This is a genomic window from Paenibacillus sp. FSL R7-0331 (assembly GCF_000758645.1).
Taxonomy (GTDB): domain Bacteria; phylum Bacillota; class Bacilli; order Paenibacillales; family Paenibacillaceae; genus Paenibacillus_AQ; species Paenibacillus_AQ camerounensis.
Window position 1 is genome coordinate 340,405 of record NZ_CP009284.1, and the last position, 14,052, is coordinate 354,456.

General features: G+C 53.4%; 10 protein-coding genes. 9 read left to right on the top strand and 1 reads right to left on the bottom strand.

Going from position 1 to position 14,052, the window contains the following annotated elements; genetic code table 11:
- Positions 1-127: 127 nt before the first annotated feature.
- From R70331_RS01510 to R70331_RS01550, 9 genes are all read left to right on the top strand, one after another.
- Complete coding sequence (locus R70331_RS01510; protein WP_042172261.1) at positions 128-1,330, top strand: HpcH/HpaI aldolase/citrate lyase family protein; 1,203 nt, start codon at positions 128-130, stop codon at positions 1,328-1,330.
- Complete coding sequence (locus R70331_RS01515) at positions 1,275-2,708, top strand: phosphoribosyltransferase family protein (RefSeq protein ID WP_442950563.1); 1,434 nt, start codon at positions 1,275-1,277, stop codon at positions 2,706-2,708. Before R70331_RS01510 ends, R70331_RS01515 begins: the two co-directional genes overlap by 56 nt.
- Positions 2,692-3,852, top strand: coding sequence for a cysteine protease StiP family protein (locus R70331_RS01520; RefSeq protein ID WP_042172264.1), 1,161 nt, complete (start codon positions 2,692-2,694; stop codon positions 3,850-3,852). Before R70331_RS01515 ends, R70331_RS01520 begins: the two co-directional genes overlap by 17 nt.
- Complete coding sequence (locus tag R70331_RS01525) at positions 3,849-4,682, top strand: HAD family hydrolase (RefSeq protein WP_042172266.1); 834 nt, start codon at positions 3,849-3,851, stop codon at positions 4,680-4,682. Before R70331_RS01520 ends, R70331_RS01525 begins: the two co-directional genes overlap by 4 nt.
- Entirely contained in the window at positions 4,679-5,734 is a 1,056-nt protein-coding gene (locus tag R70331_RS01530; protein ID WP_042172268.1) for an ATP-grasp domain-containing protein, read from the top strand. Before R70331_RS01525 ends, R70331_RS01530 begins: the two co-directional genes overlap by 4 nt.
- A gap of 33 nt (positions 5,735-5,767) precedes the next feature.
- Complete coding sequence (locus R70331_RS01535; RefSeq protein WP_042172270.1) at positions 5,768-6,493, top strand: hypothetical protein; 726 nt, start codon at positions 5,768-5,770, stop codon at positions 6,491-6,493.
- Positions 6,494-6,504: 11 nt separating this feature from the next.
- Entirely contained in the window at positions 6,505-7,605 is a 1,101-nt protein-coding gene (locus R70331_RS01540; protein WP_042172271.1) for a toxic anion resistance protein, read from the top strand.
- A 230-nt stretch (positions 7,606-7,835) separates the two neighbouring features.
- Positions 7,836-10,367 (top strand): S-layer homology domain-containing protein, encoded by a 2,532-nt coding sequence (locus R70331_RS30220; RefSeq protein ID WP_052418873.1) that lies wholly within the window; start codon positions 7,836-7,838, stop codon positions 10,365-10,367.
- Between the two features lie 313 nt (positions 10,368-10,680).
- On the top strand, positions 10,681-11,478 hold the full coding sequence (locus R70331_RS01550; RefSeq protein WP_042172274.1) for a formate/nitrite transporter family protein: 798 nt from the start codon (positions 10,681-10,683) through the stop codon (positions 11,476-11,478).
- 128 nt (positions 11,479-11,606) lie between these two features.
- Here the strand turns inward: R70331_RS01550 and R70331_RS31780 are convergent, their stop codons facing one another.
- Entirely contained in the window at positions 11,607-14,012 is a 2,406-nt protein-coding gene (locus R70331_RS31780; protein WP_052418874.1) for a TPM domain-containing protein, read from the bottom strand.
- Positions 14,013-14,052 lie beyond the last annotated feature (40 nt).

Here is a 14,052-nt window from a genome sequence, read left to right on the forward strand (position 1 = left end):
TTGCTTGTATTTGAGTAAGCCGGCAGCCGTCCCCGACAGGACGGCTTAAGCGGTTCTGCAGCTCTCTATAAGGAGAGGCTATTCTATTTTTATGCATGTTTTGCACAACTATTAGGGGGAGCGGCCTTTGAAATACTTCGATTACCTGACTAAAGAACAAGAAGCGTCATTATTCTATTCTCCGCCTGTTGCATTTAATCAATATACCCCCAAAGAGCTGCTTGCCTATGCCGTCGGCGCAGCGCTGTATATGCCGGCAACCCGTACCAGTGTGGCGGAAGATATCCTGAAGCTGAGGGCATCAGGACTGGTGACTGTAATTATCGATCTGGAGGATGCTATTGGAGACGGTGAGGTCTGCTTCGCCGAGGAGTCAGTGGTCCGGCATCTGTCCTTTTTGTCTGCCTATGCGGATAACGAGCCTGACCCTGTGAACAGTATTCCGCTGATCTTTATCCGTGTGCGGAATCCCGAGCAGTTGCAGCAGCTGATTTTCAGGCTGGGACCGCTGATTAAGCTGCTTACCGGCTTTGTTTTTCCTAAATTTACGGCTGAGAACGGGGCCGATTTCTTTGAAGCTATAGCTGATTACAACAGCTCGCGCAGTTATGATGCGCCTGTGCTGTACGGTATGCCGATTCTGGAGAGCGCCCCGATTATTTACCGCGAGAGCCGGCTGGACAGCCTGATGGCAATCCGCGATCTGCTTGGTGATTACCGTGATTATGTACTGAACGTCAGAATCGGGGCGACTGACTTCTCCAGTCTGTTCGGACTGCGCCGCAGCCCGGATATCAGTATCTATGAGCTTGCTCCGGTCCGTGATTGCATCTCTGAGATTCTTAATGTATTTGGCAGGGTGGAGGAGGGTTATGTCATCTCGGGACCGGTGTGGGAGTATTTCGGCAATAGCGCACGCCGCAGTCTCCGTCCGCAGCTGAACCCGGTGGCTTTTGATGAATCCTTCGGCAGACAGCCGCGGGAGGTAAGCCGCTACTCTGGTGCTGCTGCCGGCCTGATCCGTGAGGTGAAGCTGGACAAAGAGAACGGGATTGTAGGCAAGACCATTATTCATCCTTCCCAGCTTAGACCGGTGCAGGCTGTATATTCGGTTATGCACGAGGAGTATATCGACGCTTTGGGCATTATCGGAAGCAACGACGGCAGCCGCGGTGTGTTTAAAAGTGAATATTTTAACAAGATGAATGAAATCAAGCCGCATTTGAACTGGGCGAAGCGCATTATACAACGATCTCTAGTATACGGGGTGTTACATGAAGAACAGCATTTTGCCTACTTACTACCCGAAAACGAATATTCACACGTTTAACATTGTCGACAATCTGCAGGTTACAGTAACCGAGACATCCAACCCCTTTCAGATGCCGGCCGAATCCTTATTCTCTATGGCAGCGCGGATTAATAAGAAACGGTCCTTTCTTTTTGTCAGCAAGGTGCTTGGCAAGCACATTCCGGTTAATCCCTATACTCCGCTGCTTAGCGGGGCTGCGCTTGGCCTGCTGCTGTACCGCGGAATGGACACAGAGGACGCCGGCTCCGGGATGGACAAGCTGCTGGATCAGGCGGTGCATGGCCTGATTTATCCGCAGCATGCTGAAGAGGCTTACCGCGAGCTGCTGGCCGCACGGCTCACGCTTCCGCGCCCTGCCGTTTTTATCGGCTTCGCCGAAACGGCTACCGCCCTGGGCCATAGTATGTACAACCTTTTTGCCGGCGGAGCGTCTTATATTCATACCACCCGTGAGGAGATTCCTGAACTTAGCTCCGTCATCAGCTTTGAAGAAGAGCATTCCCATGCGGTGGATCATCTCTGCTATGCGCTTCATCCCGAGATGCTGTCCGGCAATGAGCCGGTTATTCTGGTAGATGACGAGATTACAACCGGGAACACCGCTATTAATATTATCCGTGATATTCAGGCCAAATTCCCGCGCAGGGAATATGTTGTGGCTTCACTGCTGGATTGGCGAAGCGCGGCTAACATCCAGGCTTACCGTGATCTGGAGCAGGAGCTGGGAATTGAGATCAGCGCAATATCACTGCTGCAGGGGACGATTCAGGTGGATGGAACGCCGCGCTTAGAGGCCGAAGCCGGCAAAGGCCTTGCAGACATCACCGGAGTGCCTGTTGTAACTACTTATCTAAGAGACGGACTGGAGCGGCTGAAGGTCAGCTCCGCCGATTCCTGCGGTGAGATCAACCCGTCTCCATATCTGAAGCTGAGCGGGCGTTTTGGCCTTGAATCGGCTGACAACCGGGTAATTGACCAGGAGGTTAGTCAGGTGGCGGCCCGGCTTATGGCGCTGCGTGAAGGGCGGCGTACTCTGGTTATGGGTGTCGGTGAATTCATGTACCTGCCGATGAGAATTGCTGCAGAGATGGGTGAGGATGTATTCTACCAGTCTTCTACCCGCAGCCCGATTCATCCGCAGCACAGGCCCGATTACGGGGTGCGCAGTGCGGCAGGTTATCCGTCAGCCGGTGATCCGTCGATTACTAACTACATCTATAATGTTGAGCACGCCCAGTATGACGATATTTTTGTACTGCTTGAGCGTGATGTGCCGGCTGAGCGGATTAAGCCGATGACAGATGTTCTGAAAGGGCTGGCCGGCAATAAGGTGTATCTTATTGTATTGGGTCCCGGACAGGAAACGGAGGAGGCTGCAGATGAAGGGGACAGATAAGCAGAATGCTGTGCTGGAGCCTGAAATAGCCCCCCCGGTTCCCCTGGGCAGCTATCCCCCGTCTGATGTTACTTTTCTGCTGAAGGATCTCAGCAGTGTGGCACTTGAGCTGGGAACGGCGGAGCGGGAGAAGGCGATTCAATCCGGGGTGAGCTATTCAGAGATGCTGCCGGTGGAATACCAGCCTACAGAGCAGTACATTGGACTGTTCCGTGAGACGCTGCAGGAATCTGCAGCGAAGGTGGCGCTGGCTGTGGCCGTTGTCTCCGAGCGGATTGTCGCTCAGCGGGGAACTGAGGGGACGGTGCTCGTCTCTCTGGCCCGGGCCGGTACGCCGGTCGGCGTGCTGATCAGGCGCTACATCGCTGAAGCATACGGGGCAGAGCTGCCGCATTACAGTGTCTCCATTATCCGCGGCAAAGGTCTTGATATGAATGCTATCCGCTACATTCTGCAGCAGCACGGTACAGATGCCAACCTGCAATTTGTGGACGGCTGGACAGGCAAAGGGGCCATTACGCGGGTACTGAAGGAGTCGTGCATAGCGTTCTATAACAGATACGGGGTACGGCTCAGCGATGATCTTGCTGTACTGGCTGATCCCGGCCACTGCTCAGGAACCTTCGGGACAAGAGAGGATTACCTGATTCCAAGCGCCTGCCTAAATTCAACGGTATCCGGCCTGCTGAGCCGGACGGTGCAGCGGAACGATCTGACCGGCCCGGAGGATTTTCATGGCGCGAAGTTCTATAAGGAATGGCTGGAGCATGACTACTCCAATGTGTTTATTGATGCTATTACTCCTTATTTCGCGTCTGTAAGAGAAACAGCCGTTGCTGCTGCAGGAGAAATGGGGGCTTCGCCTCCTGAGATTTCCTGGCGGGGAATGCAGGATATTATAACCTTGCAGGAGCATTTCGGAATAGATAACATCAATCTGATCAAGCCGGGTGTAGGTGAGACCACCCGGGTGCTGCTGCGCAGAGTACCCTGGAAAATTATTGTCGATACTAAAGACAATCCTAATCTGCGCCATATTCTCCTGCTGGCGGAAGAACGCAACGTTCCGGTGGAGGAATACCCGGGGCTGGCCTATTCCTGCTGCGGAATCATCAAGCCGCTAAAAGGAGGGGAGACCGAATGATCTACGCCAGTGATCTGGACCGGACGCTGATCTATTCCCTTGGTGCACTAAGTGTCCCGGAGGATACTCCCGGACTTGTGCCTGCGGAGATTATTGATGGAGTTACAAGATCATATATTTCGGGGCGGGCGCTTCAGCTGCTGCAGGAGCTTGCGGCGGATATTATCTTTATGCCGGTGACTACCCGCACCATTGCGGAATACAAGCGGATTAACCTGTTCCAGGAGACCTTGATTCCGGATTATGCCGTTACAAGCAACGGCGGCAATATTCTGGTTAACGGAGTAGTCGATCAGGAGTGGCGCAGCCATATCGGCAGTCTGGTGCTGCAGCGTTCAGCTGTGGCGGAAGAGGTCAGGCAGATTGTCCGGTCCGTTGTCCGCCCGGAATGGATCATCAGTGAGCGTTACTGTGATGAGCTGTTTTACACGTATATGGTGTACCGGGATCTTTTGCCGCTGGATGAGATTAATCATATGTCTGAGCGTCTCTACGGGTTAGGCTGGAGAGTGTCGCTGCAGGGCCGCAAGCTGTATGTGGTCCCGGAAGCGGTCAACAAGAGCGATGCCATTATCCATGTGCGGCGTACGGTCCGCTCGGAGCCGATGGTGGCCTCCGGCGATTCGCTGCTGGACAAAAGCCTGCTGGAGAGCGCCGATTATGCTATCGCCCCCTGCCACGGAGAAATATTTGCCGAGCAGCAGGTGACTCAAGTAAAATTAAAATATCCTTTTACAGAGTGCAGGGGCGTCTTCGCCGGGGATGAAATCATGTTATATGTGCAGAGGATTTATCATAATCTAACGACATTGGGAGTTGGGCCGCAATGAAAAAGGTAAATATTTACTTCAACCGCTGGTTTTCCGTGGCTTATCATTATATGAATCTCATCCGCAACAACGAAGATGGCGTACCTGTGCAGATTTTTGCCACACATCCCGATATTAAGCATATGTCGCTCCAGGGCGCTGATGTTGCCGGCACGGAGCCTGCGGTCACAGGCATAGAGTATGTGCAGTTCTGCGTGGACTTCTGCCGGCGTAATGAGATTGATATCTTTATTCCCCGGCTGCATATGATGGACATCGCCCTGCATGCCGCGCAGTTTGATGCAATCGGCACGAAGGTGCTGGTATGCCGTGATCTGGACCTGCTGGAAATGATGCTGGACAAGGGCAAGTTCTATGAGAAGGTCAAGGAAACAGGAATTATGGAAATTCCGGAATATCATGTGGCCAGCAATGCGGAGCAGTTCAAGGCTGCCTATGAGGCTCTCGCTGCCAAAGGCCTGCAGGTCTGCTTCAAACCGACGGAAACGGAGGGGGGGCTGGGCTTCCGGATTATCAACAATAGCCGCAGTCCGCTGCAGGAGCTGTTCGGCTATGTGACCCAGCATATTTCTTTTGACGATGCTTACCGCATTCTGTCCAGTACGGATTCCTTCCCTGACCTTATGGTGATGGAACTGCTCGAAGGCTATGAATACAGTATTGATTGTCTGGCTGATGAGAACGGCAGGCTGCTGGCCGCTGTGCCCCGGCGCAAGGATACCGGACGCCTGCGGGTAATGGAGCATATACCGGAGCTGGAGCATATTGCCCGCCGAGTGGCTGAGACGTTCAAGATTCCGTTCAACTATAACATTCAGATGAAGTATAGCGGTGCCGTGCCCAAGCTGCTGGAGATTAACCCCCGGATGTCGGGCGGGCTGCATGTCTCCTGTCTGTCCGGCATCAACTTCCCGTACCTGGCTGTCAAAAGCGCACTCGGCGGCAAGGTTGAGCCTGTCCAGTTCGGTGAAGATGTCCTTGCAAGCCATATTGAGCAGCCGATGATTATGAAAATCTTCGCTGAATCCACCATTCCTGATGCTGTGAATTAGGCGAAATGCAGCAAGCCTGCAAGAGGTGAAATAATGAACACAAAGTCTAAAGTGTTACTGTATGCTGCTGCCGGCTATGTGGTCGCAGTACTGACCAGCAGCTTTCTGCCGGAGCTGATCTCTTTGCTGCTGCCGGTAGCCGGAGCCGGAGCCGGTGTGCTCGGCGGCAAGCGCACACGGGTCAATCTGCCTGCGGAGGTGCTTCCGGCCAGCCAGGCGCCGGCCCCGTCAGCCCCGGCACCCGCTGCGGAGCCGGCCCGCGCTTCGGCCGGCGGCGCTATGCCTGCCGGAGCTGCATTTGCCGGAACAGCCGCTCCTGCGGCCGCTCCGGGCAAACCGCCCGCTGAGCCTGCTGTTCTAGGGGAATTTGCGGCGGTAGTTGAGTATCTTGTCATTCTGGAGGACATGATTATTTCAGAGGGCCAGAAGGATACACTGGACAATGAAATTGTCGAGAAGTCACTGGCGCTTTTCGCCAGACTCCAGCGGGTGCTTCCGCTGCTGCAGGAGCTCGGTAACGGCGAAATTAATCATACCGTCCGCAGACTGGTGATGAAGGATCTGAACGGAGTTATTAATCCGTTCCTGCGGCTTGGCGGCGAAGCCAAAACGAAAAACCGGAGAATGCTGCTGAACGGTCTGCGGGATGTTGATTCCAAAATATCGGACATCGCCTCAACGATCGAACACAAAGACCTGATGGAACTTCAGACCAAGGCGGAACTGATTCATCAACGGTACAGCAGTTCCGAATTATAGGAGGGAAACCCATGTCCACGCAGTTAATTCAGCTCAAGAAGGAAGATGAGCAGAAGGTAGTCGAAGAAGCCTCGCAGTTAATCGAACAGGTAGCCAAGACAGATACCGTAGCCCTTGACTCCCTGATGGATGACATCGGCAAACTTGGGGTTAAGACACAGGAGAAGGCCGGGCAGACGCTGAAGCTGCTGGACCGTCCGGTTAATGACCTTATGTCAGGCAAGCGTGTGGAAGTGCCGAATATGATTATGAAGCTGCGCAACGAGTGTGAGACGCTGCAGCAGAGCAAGAACGTCAGCTTTTTCGGTAAAATGCTCCGCAAAAGCCCGCTGAAGAACTATGTCTACAAATATCAGTCTGTACGCACCAACATTGACGCCATCGTTACCGGTCTGCGTGACGGCCGGGATACGCTGGAGGAGAGCATCGTTAACATGCGCCAGCTGAAGCGCACCTCGATGGAGGAAATCTACAATCTGCAGACCAAGATCGCCTTCGGCAACAGGCTGAAGGAGCTGTTTGAGGTTGAGATTGCCAAGCCGGAGAATGAGTTCCGCAAGGCTTATCTGGAACGCGGGCTGCGCAAGGTAATGGTCCGTATCCAGTCTATGACCGAGATGATTCTGCTCTACAATCAGGCGATTGCCGCTACAGATATCATTAATGACAACAACGATAAGCTGATTGATTCGGTTAACAATGCCATTGATAAAACCTCGAATCTGATTACCGTGTCGGCAATGATTGCGATGTCCCTGGCTGACCAGGAGAATGTTATTTCTGCGGTTGAAGCAACGAACAAGACGATTGAAGACCAGTTCAAGGAGAACGCGCGGCTTCTGCGCACAACGACCGAGAAGACGACAGAGCTGTTGTCCAAGCCCTCCATGTCGCTTGAAGCTGTTAATCAGGCAATCGGCGATCTGCTGAGCGCACTGGATACCTCCGAGCAGTCTAACCGCCGGATAATCGAAAGCTGCCAGGATTACACGTCCAAGATGACAACGATTAATACGCAGCTTAACAACCGTCTTGGCCTCAATGAAGCCTCACAGCCGCAGGCGCTGAAGCAGGCGGCGAATGAGAGCGGGCTTAGCAGCTTTTTGAATTAACGGGTGTCTGGATGATTAGCTATAAGTAACATTACTATACAGTTAAACCCGCCGGGATGACCGGCGGGTTTCTTTGTCTATTAATCTATTTTTTTCGACAATATCTCTGATTTACTAGAATTTTCATATGGGATATTATGAGATTGTCTGTCTATTCTTTGCCAATAGCAAGGAAGGCAGGCTTTCGATTATTTGTTGTTCGCAGGAACGGCATACAGGGGGATGTATTCATGGGCAGGAAGCTTCGGGGATTTATGGCGGGTACACTGGGGATTAGTGTGCTTTTAGGCTCTTTAGGAACGGCGGGAGCAGCAGCGCAAAGCGGTGGCAAGGATTATCAAGGCCACTGGGCACAGAAAACAATTGAAATCTGGCTGGAAAAAGGGGATCTGAAGGGATTTCAGGATGGTTCTGTTAAGCCCAACCAGCCAATAACAAGAGCGGAATTTATGGCGCTGGTCAACCGTTCTTTCGGCTTCACAGCAGAGAGTAAGATTAGCTTTACGGATGTTGCTTCTGCCAATTGGGCATACAGTGAAGTGGCAAAAGCAGTTGCTGCCGGATACATACAGGGTTACGACAATAGAATACGCCCCGGCGACCCGATCAACCGGCAGGAGGCAGCAGTTGTTGCGGCCAAGCTTCTCGGGCTTGCAGAAGGAAATATAAATGAGCTTCAGGCATTCAGTGATGCCGGAAGCATTGCCCAGTGGGGCAAGGCAAGCGTTGCTGCCGCAGTTAAGGCTGGGGTGCTCAAAGGCTATCCTAACGGGACATTTGCACCCGGGCAGGCGCTGACCCGGGCAGAATCCCTGACCCTGATTGATAATGCGGCTGCCCAGTTGTCTGCTGTTCAGCCGTCAACGGCTCCAGTAGCATCAGCTACAGCTTCCCCGAGTCCGTCACCAACCGCTACAGCAACACCGTCAGCGGCGGCAGGCGGCGGAGGCGGGGGAGGCGGAAATCCGGCTCCCGTGGACCCTGTGCCGACGGTGACCCCGTCAGCAACGCCGGCACCTACGGCAACCCCAGCACCTACAGCGACTCCGGCACCTACGGCAACCCCAGCACCTACAGCGACTCCGGTACCGACAGTTTCTCCAGTCAATATTCCATTGCTGGACATTGGTATTAAGGCTTTTCCAAATTCAACTGTAACACATGGTGTCTACCTGGAGGTTGACTATAGTGCGCTGCCTGCATCCTTGAAGAATACGGGGGCTTCCGCTACATACTATATAACGGATGATCCAATCAGCGCCAGAGACCTGAAATGGGCGGTTAAAACTAGAAGGTCTGTTGTTACGCTGCCCATAGTGGCCTATCAGCAGAATTCATTTACTAGGGTTGATGTTCCTGGTCTATTTGTACCCTCAGCAGGAAATTATTATGTTACTGTCGTTATAAATGCACAGGGTGAAGCGCGTGGCTACTATTCCGAGGAAATCAGCATACAGCCTAATCTAACCACTGTTTCCGATTCGTTTTCCAGGCTGGAAGGCGGTGTATCAATTAAACAAGAGAAACAGTACTTTGACGTTTCTATTAATGGCGGATACCATTATACGGACATCATAGATGTCACGGATGTTCTGAAGAATCAGTCCGCAGGTGCAGTGTATTATAGCATTTCTCCCAAGTACCGGTTTAACAGAGAGGTTAAGCTTAATATTAGCGATTATCTTGCGGGTTCGCTTAATCTCTATAATTCTGACAGTGTAAGAGTAATTGATGCGAATTATCCGTATTATGCGAGCATTGATAACGTTCCGCTGGCTTGGGTAAACTATGACATTAGTAAATATTATAATGAGCAGGAATATACAATTATTTTCTATAACAAGGACCTTCAGGCAATCAGCTACTATGAGGGTAAAGTTCAGTTATCGGATGAGCTTGCGTTCGAAGCTGTACAAAAAAGAATCAGTGAAATCGGCGGCAAGTCGGCTCTTGACAATGAAAATGCTATCATGAGGGCGGCCCGGGCTTATTATCAGCTCGATAATTCACTTAGAGCGGCAATCAGCGAGGCTGATAGAACCAGCCTGGAGAATGCGGTTGTCCAGCTGGATACGATGAAAAACGCAGGTCCGCTCGGCAGCAGTCTTCCACTGGTATCTGCTTCTATAACGGATCAGCAGAATACAATAAACGGTATCACTTTAATGGCGTATTCGGCAGAATTAAACGCTGAGGCAAAGTTCATTTCCTTCTACATTACCGATAGCCCGTTTACTGCCGAGAATTTGCGAATTGCAAGTATATATGGCAAGCAGGAATATTCCGGAATTGTATATCTTCCTGTAGCTGGCCTGCAGGGTAATCACTATGTAACGGTGGTACTTTATGATAAGGATGGACAGCCTGTAAGGTATGCAACGCAGCAGATGGATTTTGCAATAAAAACGCCGGTTTGGGACGGTTCTGCCACAGCTGTCAATGAGGGGGTTACTTTGGAGCGGATATACAGCCAAGGCAGCTTGACGGACTATGTGTTTTACCAGGATTATACTAGAAAGCACCCTGAGGCGGTCTATGTTACTTCTGCTTCCCGCTCCGAGCTTGGACCTGATCAGGCTTTCAGCCCGGAAAATGCTGTAAAACAGCTCAAGCAATATTACGGTAACGGCAGCTATCCGCTTAGCCCGATGAATTCTTTAGAAAATATTCCGCTTACCGGTTATAGCGAAGACTATATCGTCATCTTCTATGACAAGGATTTCAAAGCAATCAGCTACTACATCGGCACTTTGGCTGATTAAACAGCCGCTCATAATCCCCCGCATCCCGGCATAGGTTCTTACGGAGAAACGGGGGGCAGCGGATGATACTGGGAAGCTTGATACTGGTGCTAATTATCGTCGCCGGCAGCAACAAGGCAGAGTCGGTGGCCGGATTAAATCACCCTGATGACGGCCGCGAGTAGGGCTGCGTGGTAGACTTCTTTTGGAAGCTGAACATTTCTTATGCTTTTCATGGTTCAAGTAATTTCCAGCGGTTTATTGGGTATAATAACCCGGGGCTGCATTGCAGCACGGTTGGACTGCTGAAAATACGGGCTTATGCGGAGGTCATATGGAGAACGAGGCACTGCTGCAGGTTGAAAAATTAGCACTCAAGAAACAGAGGATTTTTGATCAAAGTGTATGGCGTTATATCGCCAGAGCCATGCTGGCCAGTATGTTTATCGGCTTCGGTGTCATTGTGGCCTTCAAAACAGGGAATTTCTTCTACATGGAGCACTCCCCGATGACCTATCCGATGGCTGCCATTACCTTTGGAGCTGCGATTATTCTGATTTCGTACGGCGGCGGAGATTTATTCACCGGGGATACCTTTTATTACTCCTATGCCGCTCTGCGAAAAAAGATGCAGTGGACCAAAGTGGTACGCATGTGGGTGGTCAGCTATATCGGAAATATTCTTGGCGCAACGGCATTTGCGCTGCTGATATTTTTGACCGGACTGTACGATGATTCAAGTGTTAACAGTTTTCTGCTGAACGTCGTAGCCCATAAAATGGAGGCGCCGGCGCTCCAGCTGTTCTTCCGGGCTATCCTGTGTAACTGGCTCGTTTGTCTGGCATTTTTTGTCCCGATGTCCATGAAGCATGACGGGGCTAAAATGTTCGCTATGATGCTGTTTGTCTTCTGCTTTTTTATCTCCGGCTATGAGCACAGTATCGCCAACATGTGTACCTTTGCTATAGCGCTGGTGCTGGATCACCCCGGAACCATTTCCTGGGGCGGTGTCGTGCACAACCTGGTGCCGGTTACCCTCGGGAACCTGATCGGCGGCGGTGTGCTGATGGGCGTCATGTATTATTATGTGAACAAGCCGTTTCTGGACAAGGACCCTGGAGATCTGCACTAAATATAATGCAAGTACATTCTTGTCTGTAGCCAAAAAGACCTTGCTCCTCAAACCGGAGCAAGGTCTTTTTGGCTGTTCGTGCTTAGTTCAACTAATGGCTGCAGCCCAGCCGGCGCTGCCGGACGGGGCTACCACTTGGAGCCGCCGGAATTCCGGCCGGATTTGCCGCCTCCGCCCCAGGAAGAGCCGCCGGAGGAGCGTCCGCCTCCGCCGCCCCAGGAGGAGCCGCCCGAAGAACGGCCGCCGCCGCCGAAGCCGCCCGAGGAGGGCGGGCCGGAGGACATCCGCTTGCGGGCCTGCTCTCTGCGCTGGCGCTCCCGCATCATCGCAAGCTGAGCCTGGCGCTCAGCCTCCTCCTTCTGCCGCACCAGCCGGTTCGCCTCCTCGGCGAATGCGGAGATCTGGGCGGCATAGGAACGCCCGAGTGTCTCCAGCTCATCGAGGTTGTAAGGGCGGGCGGCCAGCCTTGATTCAAGCTGCCCGTACTCCGGCAGCAGGCTGGCCTGGAATCTGCTCCGGCCGGCTAATCCCCTGCTCTCCAGCAGCCGCTGGGCAGAGTCTGCCCGGCTGAGGCCCTCCTGGAACAGGCGTTTCACGCCCTCCAGCCGTCCGTTCAGCTCATCCAGGCTTTGCGAGATACTGCTGAACTGTCTCGAAGTCTCCTCCTGCAGCGTAAGCAGCCGGTCCAGCCCGCCTCGTGCATTATCGTACTCACCGCGCTCGTCGCTGGTCCACGTCTCAATCTGCGGCACCTCACCTGCACCTTGGCGCAGGCGGGCACCTGAGGCGTCCAGCACCTCGGCAATACTTGCAAGGTGCTGCTCTGCAAACCGGGTCCGTGCTTCTGCCAGCCGGCTCTGCAGCTCATTACGCCGCTGGGTCAGCCCGTTCCAGCTGCTGCGGACGGTCTCCAGATCACGCCGGTTGCTCTCGCGGAGCTGCGCCTGGCGTTCCGTCATCGCAATAGCCTCCTGAACGAGCATATCCATCGTTGCAGCAATGCTTCGCACCTGATCCATATCCCCGCTGCGCAGAGGCTCCCGCAGTGTCTCTGCAGCGGTACCGGCCTGATCAAGGTTGTCATACGGCTTGATCTTCATATTGTGCAGGGAGTTCTGCTGAATGATTCCGGCAATCTTCGTGCGGGCGGCAGAGAGGACGCTGCTGAAGCCTTTCAGCTTATCATCATAGAGATCTACATCGCGCAGATCCTGCTCGATCTGTTCCTGCTGTTTCCGGGCTTCGCCGGTAATGTCCTGCGCGGCGATCGGATCAAACAGCTCAAGCTGATCTGCTTTGGCAGTCGCCTCAGCCAGATCTTTAAGATCGTCAGCGATTTCCTGCAGCGCATAGCCGGTATCCTTGACCGTATCCTGCAGCTCCCGGTCCAGCTCAGGAGCATCCTGCTTGAGCTCGGTAATCTGCTGCTTCACATTACGGTCGGCATCGCTGATAACTGCAATCTGCCGTTCCTCATCCTCAATCCGGGTACGGAAGGCAGCCGCAGTCTGCTCCGCCTGAGTAATTGCAGTCATAAGCGCAGACAGCTGATAGATTGACGGCTGTGGGCTTCTTCCTGTGCCCTGCAGTGCTGAGATCTCGATCAGCTGTGCATCCAGCCGCCTGGAAATACCGGCAACCATCTCCCCGGTCTTGCCCTGTACGATACCTTGAAACGGCTGCAGCGTCTCGGTCGCCTTGTTCGTACGTACAAGTAAGTCTGCCAGCTGATCCTGCAGCACGTTGAGCTGTCTGCGGCGGCGCTGGCCGGTAATCAGCACATACAGTATAAAGGCCAGCAGCGCGGCGCCTGCAGCAATTGCGCCGATAGTCAGCAGCGGCAGGCCGGATTTGCCGCTGTCTCCGGCTCCTGTATTCCCGCTGACCGTACCGCCTGAGCCCCCGGCTCCAGAGCTTCCGCCGACCGTACCGCCTGAGCCCCCGGCTCCAGAGCTTCCGCCGACCGTACCGCCTGAGCCCCCGGCTCCAGAGCTTCCGCCGACCGTACCGCCTGAGCCTCCAGCCCCTGTGCTCCCTCCGCTGCCTTGGTTGCCGCCAAGGGACTGCAGCTCTGTAATCAGAGCGCTGATTCCTCCGGCAAAGTCGCCTTCTCTTGCAGAGGGGATGAAATAAGCGTCTATAATACCGGTGATAGCCGCACTCCCTGTGCTCCCTCCCTGGCTCTGCGACCAGGCATTAATCTTATTCTGCAGCGAGCTATTAATGAAATTCAGCTCAACCTGCTGATCACCGGCGGAGATCAGCAGCAGAATATCGCGTGCAGTGAGCCCCCAGCTGTCATAGATATCGCTTGCATAGTCGGTCGCATTTGCGCCGTCCAGCGAATCTATAGTCAGCACATGGAAGGTATAAAGGTCCCCGGCAGCCGCAGCAGCAATGGCCTCTGCCTCCCGGGCGGTGAGCATCCCGGCCTGGTCGGTAACTAATCCCTGCTGTGCAGGAAATCCGGCAGCCTGAACCCCGGTCGTCCACAGGACGCTGAAGATCAGGAATAAAGCGAAGATTTTTTTCAAATTGAGCACACTCCGTTCAAAGGGACTATGGCCCGGTTTA